Raw genomic sequence first — 16,153 nt, 5'->3', positions numbered from 1 at the left:
TGTAGGCTAGAGCTAAGCTTACGTATTCATAGCATAGAGAGACAAAACGATAACTTTATACCTAAATGACATAAAAAGAGCGTGTTAAGAAAATATCTTAGCACGCTCTTTTTAATTGAGATTGACAGCTCAGAGGAATTTTTAACCTTAGCCCACCACCAGCCGCATCATCTGCGTACTGATATAGCCGCCAAAAGTACCGACCGCATAACCAAGAATACCCAAAAATACCCCAACTGGTGCGAGTGATGGATGAAAGGCGGTAGCGACAATCGGGGCTGAGGATGCGAACGGCGCACGAATAAGTCTTGCGACAGCAAAGATAATGACGACGTGAATACTCATCCATAGCAGACCGATAAGTAGCAGGCGCCACTGCGAGACAATACCGGCTAGATTGATTTGCATGCCGATAGCCGCGATAAGTACAAAGATAAATACTGTACCGATTTTGGAGGCGCCCACATGATCAAGCCGGCGAATTTTGGTAAAAGAGAAGATCACCCCTATGATGGTAATGATGACCACCATCCAAAAGAAGCTACTGGCAAAGCTGTACTGCACCGCCCAGCTATAAGGCGCAAACAACCCTGCGATTTGCCCGCCCAAAAAGTGCGCCACACCCACCATGGCAAAGCACAGACCAAACATCACCATGAGGTCATTTAAAGTCGCAGGCCGCGCATGGTGGCGCTCATAGCTCTCAACTGCGGTGATAACTTTGTCGATACTACTGCTATCAGCTTTTAACAATTTATCAATTTTATCGCTGTGTTTGGCCATGATAAGTATCGCGAGTAACCACAGCGAAGCGTTGGTGGTATCGACCAGAATCATCATGCCAAACAAGTCATCACTGACCCCAAATAGCTCCTTCATCGCCGCTTGGTTGGCCGCGCCGCCAATCCAGCTGCCCGCCACCGCCGAAAACCCACGCCACAAGGTGTCATCACTAAACATACTGGGCGACACCCATTTGGCGATGCCTAAGCTGATCGGACCACTGATGATAATGGCGATGCTGGCGGCAAAAAACATGGCAATGGCTTTCCAGCCTAGACCCAATATCTTGGGCACATCCATCGACAGGGTCATCAGGAGCAAACTGGCTGGCAACAGGTAGGTAGCAGTAAAGCCATAAATCTGCGAGCCAACACCGTCTGCAAAAACCCCTAAGCTGTTGAGCGTTGCAGGTATAAAGCAGCACAGCACGATACCGGGCAATACCGCATAAAACCGTCGCCAGAACTTACCCGGCAAACCTTGGGTATAGAATACTAGGCCAATGATTGCCATGATAATACCAAAGGCTAATGGCAGGCTATCGATTGCTAAACTTGAAGTGGCGGGCATCAGAGGCCTCCGAGTGTACGATTGATCAAGCCCGTCAGTATAGACAAGGCAAAAAATAGGTGCAAGCAAGGATCCTGCATTCACCTGCGTTTATCCTATTTGTTTGATGATGGGTGATTATTAAATGGCCAACACCATTTAGTCCTTACCTATAGCCACAAAAAAGCCAGATAACACGTATCTGGCTTTTTTGTTATTGGGCGAGTTTTATACCGCTATATATCACAGTGTCATCAACGCCAGCAATATTATGGCGCTGTATTACGAGTTTTTACCACGGTTGCCGCCGTTTGGACGACCTTGGCCACGGCTATCAGCGCGACCCGCTGGGCGGCCTTGACTACCACTTGGACGACCACGGCCTGTAGCTGCACGGTCACCGCGCTTGCCCTGATATGGTTTACCACCAAAACGGTCTTTTGGCTTACCTGATGAATCACGTGACTTGCCAGCACCTTGGCCTTGGTATCCACTATCATTGCTGGCGCGCTGGCCTGTTGCTGCGCGATCGTTTGAGCGACCACGGCCAGTAGACTTGCCAGCATAACCACCGCTTGAGCGGCCACGGCCTTGACCACCACCGTTAGAGCGTCCGCGACCACGGCCACGCCCGCGTCCTTTGTTTTCGCTTGGTACGTAGGTTTTCTTAGGCTCCATGCCTTCGATGACGCACACTTCCATCTGACGATCTAAGTAGCGGTTGATGGCGTTTAACTGTGGGCGATCATCCATACTACATAGGCTGATGGCGACACCGGTACGACCTGCACGGCCACAGCGGCCGATACGGTGCACGTAGTCTTCTGTTTGGCGCGGTAAGTCGTAGTTGATGACGTGTGAGATGGCTGGCACGTCAAGACCACGGGCAGCAACGTCAGTCGCTACTAGGATTTTGCATTTGCCATTACGTAAGTTTTGCACGATACGGTTACGCTTGCTTTGCGGCAAGTCTCCATGTAAAAAGCTGGCTTTGTGGCCTTGCTCTTGTAACGATTTGGCCAGCTTTTCTGTACTGCGTTTGGTCGCCGCAAAGATGATGATTTGATCCATCTCTGGTTGGCAAACCACTTTATCAAGCAATCTGTTTTTGTGATCAAAATCATCACAGTAGTACACTTTTTCTTCGATGTGTGCTGACTCTACCTTGATAGACACGCGCTCAGGGTTTTTGGTAAAGCTGGCAGCGATTTTGCCGACAGGGCCATCCCAAGTGGCTGAACACATGATCGTCTGACGATCGGTTGGCGCGGCGCTTAAGATATCGCTGATATCATCAGCAAAACCCATGTCAAGCATACGGTCCGCTTCATCTAGTACCAACACTTCAAGGTTTGATAAATCCACACGGCCTGCTTTGATATGGTCAAGCAAACGACCAGGCGTGGCGACGATGACCTGTACACCTTTACGTAGGGCGGTGATTTGACCGTTGTAAGGCGCGCCGCCGACCAATGGTACGCAGAACAAACCGCGCATGTCTTTTGAGTACGTGCGCACGCTGTCATGCACCTGCTGAGCAAGCTCGCGCGTTGGCGTTAGGATAAGGGCTTTGGTGAGCTTATCAAAGCTGGTGGCACGGCTTAGACGATCGAGTACAGGGATAACAAAAGCGGCGGTCTTACCACTACCGGTTTGCGCAGACAACAATAGGTCGCGGCCTTGTAGGGCAAAAGGAATGGCTTGTTCTTGAATAGGTGTTGGATTGGTATAACCGATGCGATCAAGCGCGGTCAAAATCGGCTTGGCAATATTAAGATCGCTAAAGGTTATTTTGTCTTCTGAGGCCGCGTCTGTTGCTGCTTGAGCAGTAGCGTCTGTGTTAGAGGTGTCAGTGTTTGGCGTATCGGTGCTTTCGATGATGCCGTTTTCAGCGGCGATGGCAGATAAGATATCAGTCATGAGAATCCTTGGGTAAGTATAAGATGCTGTACATTCAGCAAGCTTGATGCATACCACTGATAACCGTTCACCACACCGCCTTTATGAGCTACCATCGAATCATATAACGATATCGATCGTTAGAAGCTAAGCGATTCAAGCCAAGCTTCTATCATAAATGCATGTGTGCTGTCTGACGTATTTTGGTGGTAGTGCCGAGTGTCTTATCCTTGCTTGCTATCAGCGTATTATCAATGCTTTGTCCAAAGCAGATAATCGAAAACAACAACCAATCCAAACCATAGTGATGATTCAGTAGATAAGATATGAGTCAAAAACAACGATAAAAACGTTATTTAAGTACACAAAATCATCGGCAACAATTACTCATGGTCAATCCTAGACCCAAAATCGCAGGCGATGTTATCAATCTCATAATTCACAAAAGCCTAAGCTTTCGTGGCGACGTAGTATAGCACAATAAAAAACTATCTGTAGCTATTTTTGCAATATCCTATTATTTGCCTATTTTTACCTCTGTGACATAGGTTGGCAGCTGCCACGCGCCGCCCGCCTCGATCATACGGCACAGTCCTGTGGTGCTTTCATGGCTTTTTTCAAATGCCCTGCCCGTCCATAGCCAATCAACCTGACTGATACAGTCGCCGATGCCGCGGCCTTTTTGTACCGAGCTTAGCTTGCCCTTGTCATAGCTGGTGGCACTGGTGGTCACCAAGGTCGGCTTATAAGGTTTTTTGTCATTAATGACCCAGACGCCGCTGCCTGCATTATAGGCACTCACCCAGCAATCATGCTGCGCGAGTAATTGAGAGTTGTTTAAGCGGCTGACCCGCCATGGCGACTTATCATCTAAGTTTGGGCAGTCACGATCAGCATCTCTTAAGGTCTCTTTCATCAGCGCGGCAAGCTGGGACGACCTCATGACGAATTTTCGTTGACCGCTGGGCACAGCTTTCGGGTTGGGAGCGACAAACCTTAGCTTTGGCGCAGGCTTGGGCGCCAAGACACTGCTATTGGGTTTGGCGTCGCCTTCAGTCTTAATAAAAGCGCTCGGTGTCCCTACTCGCCCCTGAAACTCATCGGCCTTGAGCATGACAGCGCTGGCCCCTTTATCCGACAACTGCCAGCGGGAGTTGCGCAAAACCAGCTCAATCTTACTCGTTTTGGTCAATGCCTCTAATAGCGCATTGACTTGCGTGGCGGTCAGCTCAGCGTTGCCAGCGGCAGCAGAAAAAGGCCGAGTCTCGCCATAGTCTCTGCCATTGATCAGCAGTGATATACGGTGACGGCTGCCAAGCTGCATCAATGCCTTTGAGGAGCTTTCTTTAGCGCCGCCCAGCTTGACCTTGCCATCGACATCTGCATTTGCCCCAGCGCGGCGTACTAGTAGCACCGAGACTGGAAACTCACTGTTGTTTTCTGCTTGATAGCCTGCCAGCCGGCAAGTGCGTGTGTTATCACAAGCCACCTGCCAGTCTTGACTGATAAACTCGATACCACCGCCTGCCGCCATGCTGGCTGTACTAACGGCAGCAGCACCGATAGCAGCGACCAAGGGTATAGGAAGATGAATAAACTGAGAAAATGAGAGGGTATTTTTTATCATAAATAAAAGTATCTTTGTTATTTTTTTAAAAGATTTTATTGTTTTAGGAATGAGATAATGTTTGGATATAGGCAACTCACTACCTATCATAAGAGCAGTCACGCCAGCTACAGGGTTTGGTCTGCTGTCTTGCTCGCTGCTATGTAACTCGCTGCTATGTAACATACACATATGTAATATACGCCGCTGCTGAGCTTGGCAGGAGTTGCTAAAGCCTCCTAGCTTGGTATCATCCTTCATAGTCACTATCCATTAATTAATAGACGATGTCTACGCATCTGTTATAAATGTGGCGACATGCTATCTTAACGTATTAATGTTTCTATCTGTTGTACTAATGTACCATTGTGTAATTAGATGAGTATACTGCTATTACAATATAAACATATATAAATGTAGAATGACAAGCGATATCTAAAACAGCATATTAAGTATCAAAAGATCAAAAATAAGGCTGATAAGTCATCACTTATCAGCCCTATTGTTCTAACTATAATCAATTTGGCATAAAATCGATATGCCGACATACCCTGTGTGACTGGTATAAATACGGTTATTGATTGATAGGTTTTAAGCTCAAGTCTACAGCGCGCTTGACCGCTGGACGCTCAGCGATATTTTGAGCCCAGCGTTTGACATGCTGATACTCATCGACTTGTAAGAATTCAGCCGCATCATAAAGCTTGCCAAGCACCAATTGTCCATACCATGCCCAAATAATCATATCAGCGATGTTGTAATCGCTGTCATCATTACCGCACATATAGCTGTGGTCTTTTAAATGCTTATCTAGCACATCAAGCTGCCGTTTGGTCTCCATCGTATAGCGGTTGATCGGATACTCTAAAGGCTCAGGTGCATATGCGTAAAAATGCCCAAACCCGCCGCCTAAAAAAGGCGCACTGCCCATCTGCCACATGACCCAAGACAGACAATCGGCGCGCGCCTTGCCTAAAGATAGCGGAATAAACTTGCCAAACTTTTCGGCCAGATACATCATGATAGCGCCCGACTCAAAGATAGCGATAGGCTCGTCTGCCTCATCATGCGAGCGATCGACCAAGGCGGGAATCTTTGAGTTTGGGTTTATGTCTACAAACCCTGAGCCAAACTGATCGCCCTTAGAGATATCAATTTTATACGCATCATACTCAGCACCTTTGACGCCCAGCTCAGCCAGCTCTTCTAAGAGGATGTTGACCTTAACGCCATTAGGCGTGTTGAGTGAATACAGCTGCAACGGCGCGCTGCCCACCGGCAGCACTTGCTCGTGGCGCGCGCCAGCGGTCGGCCGATTGATACTGGCAAACTTGCCGCCATTGTCTTTGTCTTGCACCCATACTTTGGGCGGGACGTAGGCGGCGTTTGCTGTACTTGTGCTGTTGTTATCAGCATGCGTGCTATGGTGATTGTTTTGTTTCATCATATCTCCTTACTATCGAATATTTTATTGATGCCTATTATTTATTGGTACTGAGGTATTAGTCCCTAGGTGATTAATAGGTTGTTCAGTGCCTATTATCTATCCGTTGGATGTCGGCTGTTTTTATTTAAGATGTATCAGTCATTACTATAACGACACTGTGCCTTGATATTAAAGCCCTCTCTTGTAAACAAGCGCTTTTTGACCATACCAGGTGACCATGCCAGCGCCTAGGCTCTAAGTTTGTGGTCAGCTCTGAATGCAGTTGATGCAGTTTTTGATGGTGGTTTTCTCTGCGGTGATGTCTGTTTTTTATCGCCTTCTTTTATTGCTACTGTTTATCGTTGCTATTTATCGTTACTTTGATTCACTGTTATTATATGCCGCTGTTTCTTATACTACCCAGCTTGTGCCACTTATCGGCTGTGGCTGCTTCGCTCGCGAATAAACAGATCATTTGCTGATTAACACCCAATATCCAATGAGAGTCACATGGTAACGCTAACCCCAACGCAAGATAAATACCTACCCTACGTGTTAGCGGTGGCACTGTTTATGCAGATATTAGATGCGACTATTTTAAATACCTCGCTGCCACAGATGGCACAAGCTCTCGGCGAGTCGCCGCTAAAAATGCAATGGGCAGTAATCAGTTATGCGCTGACGTTGGCGATTTTTATTCCTATCAGTGGCTTTTTGGCGGACAAATACGGTACGCGGCGTATATTTTTGACTGCCATTGTTATTTTTTCTATTGGCTCGCTACTGTGCGCAGCCTCGCCCACGTTGGATTTTTTGATAGGCTCACGGGTGATACAAGGGATTGGCGGGGCGATGATGACGCCTGTTGCGCGCCTAATCTTGGTCAAGTCTTATCCGCGCAACAAGCTGCTAACTGTCATGAACTTTGCCGTGATACCGGCCTTGGTCGCGCCGCTCGTGGGTCCGGTACTGGGCGGCTATATCGTCCAGTATGCCAGTTGGCATTGGATATTTTTGATCAATATCCCGATGGGTGTTTTAGGGTTTGTTATGGGCAAAAAACTGGTGCCTGCTTTGTTTGAAGACACCCAGCGCCTTGATTGGCTAGGCTTTGGGCTGTTTGCCGCTGCGGCATGTGGGTTTACTCTCGCCGTAGAGTTTGGCTCGCAGGTAGGCCGCGGCATGTATGGTCTGGTGCTAGCGGTGGCCGCCAGCGTATTGCTAGGCGCTTATGTGGCACATGCCAAACGCCGCCCTGCGCCTTTATTTCCACTGAGTCTGTTTGATATTCGTACCTTTCGTATCGGTATCACGGGCAATTTATTTACTCGTTTGGGTATCAGCGCTGTGCCGTTCTTACTGCCATTATTATTACAAGTGGTGTTTGAGTATTCGCCCTCGCAGGCAGGCTGGCTACTTGCGCCTATCGCCATTGGTGCCATCGGCATCAAGCCTTGGGTCAGCAAAATCATCCAGCGCTTTAGCTATCGCAAAGTTCTGGTGTTAAACACACTGCTCATCGGTATACTCATCATCTTATTGGCGCAGTTCAACGACGCTGATAATTGGTTATGGTTTATCCCGCTGCTTATCTTGATGGGCGCGTGTAACTCTATGCAGTTTAGCGCGATGAACACCATTACCATCGGTGATTTGGAAGGCGTGCAGACCAGTAGCGGTAATAGCCTTATGGCAGTCAATCAGCAGCTAGCAATTGGCTTTGGTATTGCCTTTGGGGCGGCGGTGCTCAACCTATTACGTGAGCGCTTTGGACTAGACACGCTGGCGGCGTTTCAAACGACTTATTGGATACTGGGGATTTTGACCATTTTATCAGGGCTGTATTTTTTAAGACTCAAGCCTGAAGATGGTCGCGGTTTATATTAGGCTTATCTTAGGTACGTCTCACAGGCAACAAGCAATCGATAGTTGTCTTAACGCTTTATCATTATAAACACCTGTCTTATAGACATAAAAATACCAGCATGTCCTTTGATATATCTTAAAAGATACTCAAAAAACAAGCTGGCAAGTGTCAGTCAAGAGTGGCCAATTACGGTGCGTCGTCGTCATGCATTTGTGACTGAATATAACGCTCAACCCCGATACTTTCTATCAAGTCTTCTTGAGTCTCTAGCCAGTCGTCATATTCCTCATTACCGTCTTTTAGCGTGACCAATAGCTGGCGTGATACATAATCGCGCTTTTCTTCACATAGGGTAATTGCCTCAGTGATAATAGCAAATTTTTGCTTTTCTAAACGCAGGTTGCACTCAATCATCTCAGGCACGTCCTCTGCAAGGAACATCTTGCCATAATCTTGTAAGTTTGGCAGACCGCCTAATAATAAGATACGCGCAATCAAATCATCCGACCACTTCATCTCAGCGATAGATTGTTTATAAAAATGCTCGTTTAATGTTTCAAGCCCCCAATGACGAGCGATACGCGCATGCAAAAAATACTGATTGATGGCAATCAATGACTGTCCGAGTACTTTATTTAAGGCGCGAATGACCTCTTTATCCCCTTTCATATTTTCTCTCCCTACTCTATTTAATCTATGATACGTGCTCTAAATATTGCAGCTTAATATAGCTGTGACGATACTAGACAATATCAGGAGACACTTCTGCCATTTGGCTTTGTAGATAGTTTGGCAGACCGATCATATCGATAAGGCGCAGCTGCTGCTCTAACCAATGTGCATGATCTTCTTCAGTATCTTTGAGCTGCTCGACCAACATCTCGCGGGTGACATAGTCGTGCTCTTCTTCACACAGCGCAATACCGTCTTTTAGGTGCTGCTGTACTTGATACTCTAAATCAAGGTCAAACTGTAGCATCTCAGGGACGGTGCTACCGATGTTGATCTCATCAACGCTCATCTTTGGCGTGCCGCCAAGCATCAAAACACGGCGGATAATGGCCTGCGCGTGCAAGGTCTCATCTTCCATTTCATGATGGATGCGGTCATATAGCTTGCCGTAGTGCCATTCAGCATACATTTCTGAATGAATAAAATACTGATCACGCGCAGCAAGCTCGCCGCCCAATAAAAAATTTAAATAATCAATGACTTTCTGGCTACCTATCATCACCCATACTCCTATTGTTGTCTCGCAGGTTAAATTCACAATATTGCATATAATAAAAGCGTTATTGGTAAACTGCTTAGTAAAGATTAAAGTCCGTCAGACTTCTTACAATATCAGACAGATATAGTAGCATATAGAGGTGCTAGCGCTTGTAATGTTATGAACTAAGAATAAGATGCTAATTGAGAATTATAATTAACTAGCATGGCTGATGAGCGCGTCATCAACCAGTATGTGAGATAGAGGCAGTACGTGAGGTAGAAATTGCGTGAAAGGATGGTGATGCAAGAGGTATACGCAGGAAAAAAATGGGGCAGTTTCTGGTGCTACCCTACACTGCATAAGCCAGCGCATCGAGCTTGGCATGATGTTCGTCTAGAAAGTCATTGACCATAGGCTCGCAGCAGCCGCAACAAGTCGCCACATCGAGCGTGTCTTTTAGGCCTTCGAGCGTATCGACACCCGAAGCGATCGCTGCTTTGATTTGCTTGTCTTTTACGTCATTACAGATACATACGTACATAGATTGGCTCCTTTACGTGATGGGTATATCATAACGATAACTATTATCATTTTCAATAGTGTTTGCTGCATTTATCACCCTATCTTTGACTACGCAGTAAATAAATGCAGACAGATATTTTGAAAAATAAATTCATGTAAAGGAATATAAGTATCGATGTAACCGAATGGTATCAAAGGTAGTAAATTAACGACGAACTGTAATTTAGCTCAATTTTTAATCGATTTTATTGACGACTGCTGTTATATTGACCCCCTATTAACAACGCCCTATTGGAATTATGCTATGTCTGATAATAATTTTATGATACGACCTATTGATTTGTTTAAAGTCTTATCTGATCCGACTCGTCTAAAAATATTTCAAATTCTTTTTAAAAAAGAAGCACGCTGTGTGGGCGAGTTGGTTGAGATATTGGATCAGCCGCAGCCAACTATCTCACGCCATCTAAATCACCTAAAAAAACTGGGTATTCTAAGCTGTGTGCGTGACGGGACTTGGATGTGGTACGAGGTCGCCGATGACTTGCCAGAGTGGTGTCAAGAGATCTTAGAGATCACGCATGAGCAGACATCGTTGGATGCAGATATAAAGCTTACCTAGTAGATAAGATGGGCATGATGCCATAAAAAAGACCTATAATTGTATAGGTCTTTTTTATGGCGTTTTATAGCTTATGCACCAACTGGTGTGCAGATACTGGCGTGTTTGCCGTATCCGATTAAGCTAAATCTAAAAAATCACTGACAAAAGCATTGGCCGGCTGGTGTATCAGTGCCTCTGAGGTGCCTACCTGCTCTACTCGTCCTTGGTTCATCACCACGATCTCATCTGACACCGCCCTTGCCTCTTCTTGATCGTGAGTGACCATGATGCTGGTGATACCCAGCTCATGGTGGATGTTTTTTAGCCACGTGCGCAGCTCTTTACGTACCTTGGCATCGAGTGCGCCAAATGGTTCATCAAGCAATAATAACTTGGGTTTGACTGCCAAAGCTCGTGCCAGCGCAATCCGCTGACGCTGTCCGCCAGAGAGCTGATGCGGATAGGCGTTGGCGACTTGGGGCAACTGCACCAACTCTAATAGCTCATTTACACGCTTATTGATATCGGCTTTGCTAGGACGCTTGTTTTTTGGTAATAATGTCAAGCCAAAAGCGACGTTTTCGGCGATGTTTTTATGGCGAAACAATGCATAGTGCTGAAACATAAAACCGATATGGCGCTTTTGTACCGGGGTGTTGGTCACATCCAAGTCATCAAAGAATATTTGCCCAGAATCTGCGTATTCAAGACCTGCGATGATACGCAGCAAGGTGGTCTTACCGCAGCCTGAGGGCCCAAGCAAAGTGGTTAGTTTGCCAGTTGGTACGGTGATATTGATATTGTCTAAGGCGGTAAAACTGCCAAATTTTTTATTAACGTTGCGAATCTCAATACTCATAATCGTGTCTCTTATTCACTTTTGCTTATCGTGGCAGCGTCTATGCTGGCGACAGCGTTGTGGTAATCAATCTTTCGTATAGGCCGTCAGTTGTTTACACATTTCCCGAGCTCTTAGCTGCCTGCGCCGCCGTCTTATGGGTGTCGGCCGCATTGGTGGCATTGGCGCTCACTGGTAGCTCAGACGCAGCCGCGAGACGTGCCGATTTGGCAAATTTGCGCGCTTGCATCTTGGTCATGACCTGCTGAATCAGTAGTGTCACCAGTGCCAGTGCCGCAAGCAGGCTTGATAAGGCAAAAGCGGCGGTAAAATTATAATCGTTATAAGCAATCTCGACCAGAAGCGGCATGGTATTGGTCTCACCGCGAATATGACCGGACACTACGCTGACTGCACCAAACTCGCCCATCGCTCGGGCATTGGTCAAAATCAAACCATAAAGCAGCGCCCATTTGATATTGGGCAAGGTGACATGCCAAAAAGTCTGCCAACCACTCGCACCCAATGTCAGCGCCGCTTGCTCCTCACTGTCGCCTTGCGTCTGCATCAGCGGTATCAGCTCACGTGCCACAAATGGGAAGGTAACAAACAATGTCGCCAATACAATGCCTGGTACCGCATATATCACCTGAAAACCCATACTCTCAAGCCAGCCGCCCACAGTAGAGTTGAGACCAAATAACAGCACAAACATGAGGCCTGCGACCACAGGCGATACCGAAAATGGCAAATCAAGCAAGGTGGTGACCAGCTGCTTACCTTTAAACTGATAACGTGTCACCAGCCATGCAATCGCAATACCCAGCACCATATTGATCGGTAACACGATGCCGGCAGTGATCAAGGTCAGCTTAATCGCTTGCAAGGCCTCAGGATCGACCAAGGAAGCAACATACAACTGCCAGCCGTTTTTAAAGGCTTCATAAAACACCGCAAGTAGCGGCACGACCAGCATCACCACCATAAACAGCACAGCAATGGTGATAAAAGTGCGACGTATCCACGGGGTGTCTTTGGTCGCAGGATTGCTTTGGTAATCATAGCTATTGGATATCTGCATATCAGCGAGCTCCTACGCGGCGAGACAGTTTCCACTGTGCGATATTGATGGTCAATAAGATGGTAAATGAAATCAGCAACATAAATAGTGCCACGGCTGATGCGCCCCCAACATCGAACTGCTCGAGCTTACTGATGATAATCAGCGGCAAAATCTCAGTTTCCATCGGGATGTTGCCGGCGATAAAGATCACCGAGCCATACTCACCTGTCGCACGGGCAAACATCATCCCAGCGCCCATCAGTAAGGCTGGCATCATCTCAGGCAAGATCACCTTGCAAAACGTGGTCAAGCGATTGGCACCCAGTAACCGACAGCTCAGCGAGTACCGGCTGCACCGCCCGCACGATAAATGGAAAGCTGACCACCACCAAAGCCAGCCAAATACCTAAAGGTGTAAAGGCCACTTGAATATCAAACTTGGCAAACCATTGACCTATTAGGCCGTTGGGCGCGTACAGGGTAGCAAGCGAGATACCCGTCACCGCCGTCGGCAAGGCAAATGGTAGATCCACCAAGGCATTGATTAAGGATTTGCCCCAAAACTCATAACGCACTAGCACCCAAGCGACCAAGGTACCAAACACCATATTGGTCAGCATCGCTGCAAACGCCATCCACAAGCTCAGCTTAATCGCAGCCGTCACCTGTGGTTGGCTGATGGCCTGCCAAAATCCCGTCCAGCCCATTTGCGTCGTGGTATAGGCCATCATGGCAAACGGCAGTACCACCAGTAGCGATAAGCTAAAAACCGTGATACCCATGCTCAGCCCAAACCCTGGCAGCACGTTGCGCTGACGCATACGGGTCAGCCAGCCTTTTTTGGCAAGGGCTTTGTGGGCGGATGAAGCGGTTGCACTCATAGTGATGTCCTATTGCCTAACGAATGGTACGTAACAAAATATTGAGCAATCTACTTAATAATAATTATGCTGGGTCAGCTGAGCTCACGGTATAAAGGACATGGTGTAGATGACCATGTCCTTTTTTTGTTTACCACGGCTTCTCTTGCACTAGAGTATCGCTCTAGGTGCTGCGCTGCCTATTGTTTACTGCAGTGCTTACTGTTTACTGCGGTGCGTTGATCGCTAATTGATCAAAGACGCCATTGTCGCTAAAGTAAGTGCCCATGATCTCATCCCATGAACCAAAAACATCATTTGGACGGAAAGTCTCAACCGGTGGCAGTTTGTCACTGTTTTTATCGAGTACGCTTTGTACGCTCGGACGTAAGTATAAATCGGCTGCTAGTTGCTGAGCAGGCTCACTCCACAAGTAATCAAGATACGCTTTGGCCGCGTCTGTAGTGCCTTTTTTGTCTGTTACCGTCTTCACGACAGCCACAGGGCTTTCTGACTTGATCGAGTATTTTGGATAGACGATGTCCACTTGACCGGCACCAAAATCAGTCGCCGCCAAGTTGGCTTCGTTTTCAAAGGTTACTAAAACATCGCCAATACCGCGCTGCACAAAGGTTGTGGTTGCTGCACGGCCACCGTTTTCGTAGACTTTGACGTTTTTGAGCATCTCTTTTACGTAGTTTTTGGCTGGTGCCTCTTCGTTATTAAACGCATGCAGACCATAACCATAAGCGCCTAAGAAGGCATAGCGACCATTGCCCGTGACTTTTGGATTGGCCATAACGATCTCAAGACCGTCTTGAGTCAAATCTTCCCAGTCATTGATGCCTTTTGGATTGTCTTTACGCACCAAAAACACGATGGTGCTGGTAAAAGGCACGGCATTATCAGGGAATTTACTCTCCCAGTCTGACTCAACCAAACCCTCTTTTTCTAGTAGCTCGATATCAGAGCCTTGGTTCATAGTGGCAACGTCGGCTTGTAGACCATTGGCCACTGACAAGGCTTGCTTACTTGAGCCGCCATGCGACTGTTTGACGGTGATGGTGCTATTTGGGTGCTCGCTTTTGTAGTGCTCTACAAATAGCGGGTTATAATCTTTATAAAAATTACGGGCAACGTCATATGAGACGTTGAGCAGCTCGATGTTTTGACCTTCTGCAGCCGCCGTATCATCAGCGTTTGCGGTGGTGTCGACTGCATCATTATTGCTGCAGCCAGCTAGACCTAAGCTCAAGGCTATGCCTGCAATGCTGAGAGCGCTGCGAGTTTTACTTTTTTGTTGATATGGGGCGGCGTATGTCATACTTTCCTCAAAGATGCTGTTAGGTAATGCAAGTATGCTAACAGCGCCATCTTATTATGTTTAATGATGAATATGCGTATGGTATTGCCAAAAGGGAATAACAAGCAGGCAAAGCCAATTATATCAATAAGTTGTTTAAATACCCTGCGTGTATAACTGGCTGTTTGCTAGTCGATGAATTCCCTGCTGGCAAGCGCCTGATATGTATTGCACGCGCCTCACTTGCCAGTGAGGACACAAGCCCTGCTACAAACCAAAACTCAATGACTAAATAGCCAAATAACTACTTAGTACGTGCCAGCTGATCGAAACGACCACCGTCTACAAAGAAAGTATCCATAATCTCTGCCCATGGACCAAAGACGGCGACAGGCTCAAACGTTTCAATATCAGGTAACGAGTCTTTGTGCGCAGCAAGGACTTGCTCATCACTTGGGCGCATGTACATCTCTGCCATCAGCTCTTGTGCAGGCTTGTCCCACAAGCCTTTTAGATAGGCACTTGCCGCTTCGGTCTTGCCCGCTTTATCAGTCACTGCCGTGACGACTGCTACTGGATTAGCAATCTCAATCGAGTAGCTTGGATAGACAATATCGACCTGACCCATGGCAAATTGCTGAGCGGCCAAATTGGCCTCATTTTCGGTAGTGATGAGTACATCGCCTAGGCCGCGCTGGGTAAAACTGGTCGTCGCAGCACGCGCGCCATTGTCATAAGTGACCACGTTTGCCAACAGCTTTTTGATAAAGTCATTGGTTTTAACAGGGTTGTCGCTACTGTTTTCTTTAAATTGGTGCAAGCCGTAACCGTAAGCACCCAAAAAGGCATAACGCGCTGTACCACTGGTCTTGGGATTGGGCGTGACCACATCGATATCGTTACGGGCTAAATCTAACCAATCCTGAATGTTTTTTGGATTACCTGCACGAACCAGTAGCACCATGGTACTGGTGTACGGTACAGCATTATTGGGTAGTGCTTGCTGCCAGTCAGAAGCGACCAGACCTTTTTCCACCAACAGATTCATATCGCTCTCTTGGTTAAAGGTGACCACATCTGCTTGCAAACCATTGGCAACAGAGAGCGCCTGCTTACTAGAGCCGCCATGCGACTGATTGATATTTACTTTGCTGTTTGGATGGGCTTTTTGATAGTCAGTGCTAAATAGCGCGTTATATTCTTTATAAAAGTCGCGAGATACATCATAGGAGACATTGAGTAGATTGACATCCTGCGTCTCACCATTAGCGTTGTTTGCTGCCTTGTTTTGCGCCCCTTCGGTTGGACTACAACCTGTCATCATGATCGCTGCTGCGAGCATGCCGCTAGTGGTAAGTACCCGCGCTTTTATATGTTTATTATTGGTTGGCTGGATGCTAGCCATGCGGAATTTTTGGAATTTTTTTTGCATGATGCTCTCGATAAAGGTGGTAGAAGCGTTTTGTTAAAATTCTGATCATCATAGGGCTTACAATCATTTGAGCTTGGTTGTTTTGACTTTTACTCTGTTGATTTCGGTTTTCGGATGATGAAAGCTATGCTAGCAGCACAAATAGCAAACGCTTAGTGACGAATCCGCTTATCAAGTCTTGATGTTGG

At 47.0% G+C, this 16,153-nt stretch carries 13 protein-coding genes and 2 pseudogenes; 3 read left to right on the top strand and 12 right to left on the bottom strand.

The window, feature by feature from the left end:
- Positions 1 to 147 precede the first annotated feature (147 nt).
- The 4 genes from NK638_RS00800 to yghU all read right to left on the bottom strand — a co-directional run bounded on the left by NK638_RS00800 (position 148) and on the right by yghU (position 6,281).
- Entirely contained in the window at positions 148 to 1,353 is a 1,206-nt protein-coding gene (locus NK638_RS00800) for a DUF819 family protein (protein ID WP_274631538.1), read from the bottom strand.
- 261 nt (positions 1,354 to 1,614) lie between these two features.
- Complete coding sequence (locus NK638_RS00795; RefSeq protein WP_274631537.1) at positions 1,615 to 3,252, bottom strand: DEAD/DEAH box helicase; 1,638 nt, start codon at positions 3,250 to 3,252, stop codon at positions 1,615 to 1,617.
- 496 nt (positions 3,253 to 3,748) lie between these two features.
- On the bottom strand, positions 3,749 to 4,858 hold the full coding sequence (locus tag NK638_RS00790) for a DUF1176 domain-containing protein (RefSeq protein ID WP_274631536.1): 1,110 nt from the start codon (positions 4,856 to 4,858) through the stop codon (positions 3,749 to 3,751).
- A 553-nt stretch (positions 4,859 to 5,411) separates the two neighbouring features.
- Complete coding sequence (gene yghU, locus NK638_RS00785; protein ID WP_274631535.1) at positions 5,412 to 6,281, bottom strand: glutathione-dependent disulfide-bond oxidoreductase; 870 nt, start codon at positions 6,279 to 6,281, stop codon at positions 5,412 to 5,414.
- A gap of 259 nt (positions 6,282 to 6,540) precedes the next feature.
- Here yghU and NK638_RS00780 point away from each other — a divergent pair, with 259 nt between their 5' ends.
- A complete protein-coding gene (locus tag NK638_RS00780; protein WP_274631534.1) occupies positions 6,541 to 6,729 on the top strand; it encodes a hypothetical protein in 189 nt (62 codons plus the stop codon).
- 44 nt (positions 6,730 to 6,773) lie between these two features.
- Entirely contained in the window at positions 6,774 to 8,150 is a 1,377-nt protein-coding gene (locus tag NK638_RS00775; protein ID WP_274631533.1) for a DHA2 family efflux MFS transporter permease subunit, read from the top strand.
- 166 nt (positions 8,151 to 8,316) lie between these two features.
- Here the strand turns inward: NK638_RS00775 and bfr (NK638_RS00770) are convergent, their stop codons facing one another.
- From bfr (NK638_RS00770) to NK638_RS00760, 3 genes are all read right to left on the bottom strand, one after another.
- The gene (bfr, locus tag NK638_RS00770; RefSeq protein ID WP_274631532.1) at positions 8,317 to 8,799 is read right to left on the bottom strand and encodes a bacterioferritin; all 483 of its coding nucleotides are present in this window, start codon (positions 8,797 to 8,799) and stop codon (positions 8,317 to 8,319) included.
- Between the two features lie 73 nt (positions 8,800 to 8,872).
- Complete coding sequence (gene bfr / locus NK638_RS00765) at positions 8,873 to 9,361, bottom strand: bacterioferritin (RefSeq protein WP_100749627.1); 489 nt, start codon at positions 9,359 to 9,361, stop codon at positions 8,873 to 8,875.
- Positions 9,362 to 9,692: 331 nt separating this feature from the next.
- The gene (locus NK638_RS00760; RefSeq protein WP_075100851.1) at positions 9,693 to 9,884 is read right to left on the bottom strand and encodes a (2Fe-2S)-binding protein; all 192 of its coding nucleotides are present in this window, start codon (positions 9,882 to 9,884) and stop codon (positions 9,693 to 9,695) included.
- Between the two features lie 285 nt (positions 9,885 to 10,169).
- Between NK638_RS00760 and NK638_RS00755 the strand changes: the two genes are divergently transcribed.
- Positions 10,170 to 10,487, top strand: coding sequence for an ArsR/SmtB family transcription factor (locus NK638_RS00755; protein ID WP_274631531.1), 318 nt, complete (start codon positions 10,170 to 10,172; stop codon positions 10,485 to 10,487).
- 121 nt (positions 10,488 to 10,608) lie between these two features.
- Here the strand turns inward: NK638_RS00755 and NK638_RS00750 are convergent.
- The 5 genes and pseudogenes from NK638_RS00750 to NK638_RS00730 all read right to left on the bottom strand — a co-directional run.
- A pseudogene (locus tag NK638_RS00750) lies at positions 10,609 to 11,328 on the bottom strand (sulfate/molybdate ABC transporter ATP-binding protein); the annotation flags it as partial.
- A gap of 94 nt (positions 11,329 to 11,422) precedes the next feature.
- Entirely contained in the window at positions 11,423 to 12,388 is a 966-nt protein-coding gene (gene cysW, locus NK638_RS00745; protein ID WP_274631530.1) for a sulfate ABC transporter permease subunit CysW, read from the bottom strand.
- A 1-nt stretch (position 12,389) separates the two neighbouring features.
- Positions 12,390 to 13,191: pseudogene (gene cysT / locus NK638_RS00740) on the bottom strand (sulfate ABC transporter permease subunit CysT).
- Between the two features lie 265 nt (positions 13,192 to 13,456).
- On the bottom strand, positions 13,457 to 14,554 hold the full coding sequence (locus NK638_RS00735) for a sulfate ABC transporter substrate-binding protein (RefSeq protein WP_274631529.1): 1,098 nt from the start codon (positions 14,552 to 14,554) through the stop codon (positions 13,457 to 13,459).
- Between the two features lie 283 nt (positions 14,555 to 14,837).
- Entirely contained in the window at positions 14,838 to 15,965 is a 1,128-nt protein-coding gene (locus NK638_RS00730) for a sulfate ABC transporter substrate-binding protein (protein WP_274631528.1), read from the bottom strand.
- Positions 15,966 to 16,153: the final 188 nt, after the last annotated feature.

Source organism: Psychrobacter sp. A3, assembly GCF_028823565.1.
Classification (GTDB): Bacteria; Pseudomonadota; Gammaproteobacteria; order Pseudomonadales; family Moraxellaceae; genus Psychrobacter; species Psychrobacter celer.
This window is presented reverse-complemented; position numbering and strand designations above follow the sequence as displayed.

Excerpts from the sequence above, each read along its gene's own strand:
- NK638_RS00800 (WP_274631538.1), bottom strand. The coding sequence starts at position 1,353 with ATGCCCGCCACTTCAAGTTTAGCAATCGATAGCCTGCCATTAGCCTTT.
- NK638_RS00795 (WP_274631537.1), bottom strand. The coding sequence starts at position 3,252 with ATGACTGATATCTTATCTGCCATCGCCGCTGAAAACGGCATCATCGAA.
- NK638_RS00790 (WP_274631536.1), bottom strand. The coding sequence starts at position 4,858 with ATGATAAAAAATACCCTCTCATTTTCTCAGTTTATTCATCTTCCTATA.
- yghU (WP_274631535.1), bottom strand. The coding sequence starts at position 6,281 with ATGAAACAAAACAATCACCATAGCACGCATGCTGATAACAACAGCACA.
- NK638_RS00780 (WP_274631534.1), top strand. The coding sequence starts at position 6,541 with ATGCAGTTGATGCAGTTTTTGATGGTGGTTTTCTCTGCGGTGATGTCT.
- NK638_RS00775 (WP_274631533.1), top strand. The coding sequence starts at position 6,774 with ATGGTAACGCTAACCCCAACGCAAGATAAATACCTACCCTACGTGTTA.
- bfr (WP_274631532.1), bottom strand. The coding sequence starts at position 8,799 with ATGAAAGGGGATAAAGAGGTCATTCGCGCCTTAAATAAAGTACTCGGA.
- bfr (WP_100749627.1), bottom strand. The coding sequence starts at position 9,361 with ATGATAGGTAGCCAGAAAGTCATTGATTATTTAAATTTTTTATTGGGC.
- NK638_RS00760 (WP_075100851.1), bottom strand. The coding sequence starts at position 9,884 with ATGTACGTATGTATCTGTAATGACGTAAAAGACAAGCAAATCAAAGCA.
- NK638_RS00755 (WP_274631531.1), top strand. The coding sequence starts at position 10,170 with ATGTCTGATAATAATTTTATGATACGACCTATTGATTTGTTTAAAGTC.
- cysW (WP_274631530.1), bottom strand. The coding sequence starts at position 12,388 with ATGCAGATATCCAATAGCTATGATTACCAAAGCAATCCTGCGACCAAA.
- NK638_RS00735 (WP_274631529.1), bottom strand. The coding sequence starts at position 14,554 with ATGACATACGCCGCCCCATATCAACAAAAAAGTAAAACTCGCAGCGCT.
- NK638_RS00730 (WP_274631528.1), bottom strand. The coding sequence starts at position 15,965 with ATGCAAAAAAAATTCCAAAAATTCCGCATGGCTAGCATCCAGCCAACC.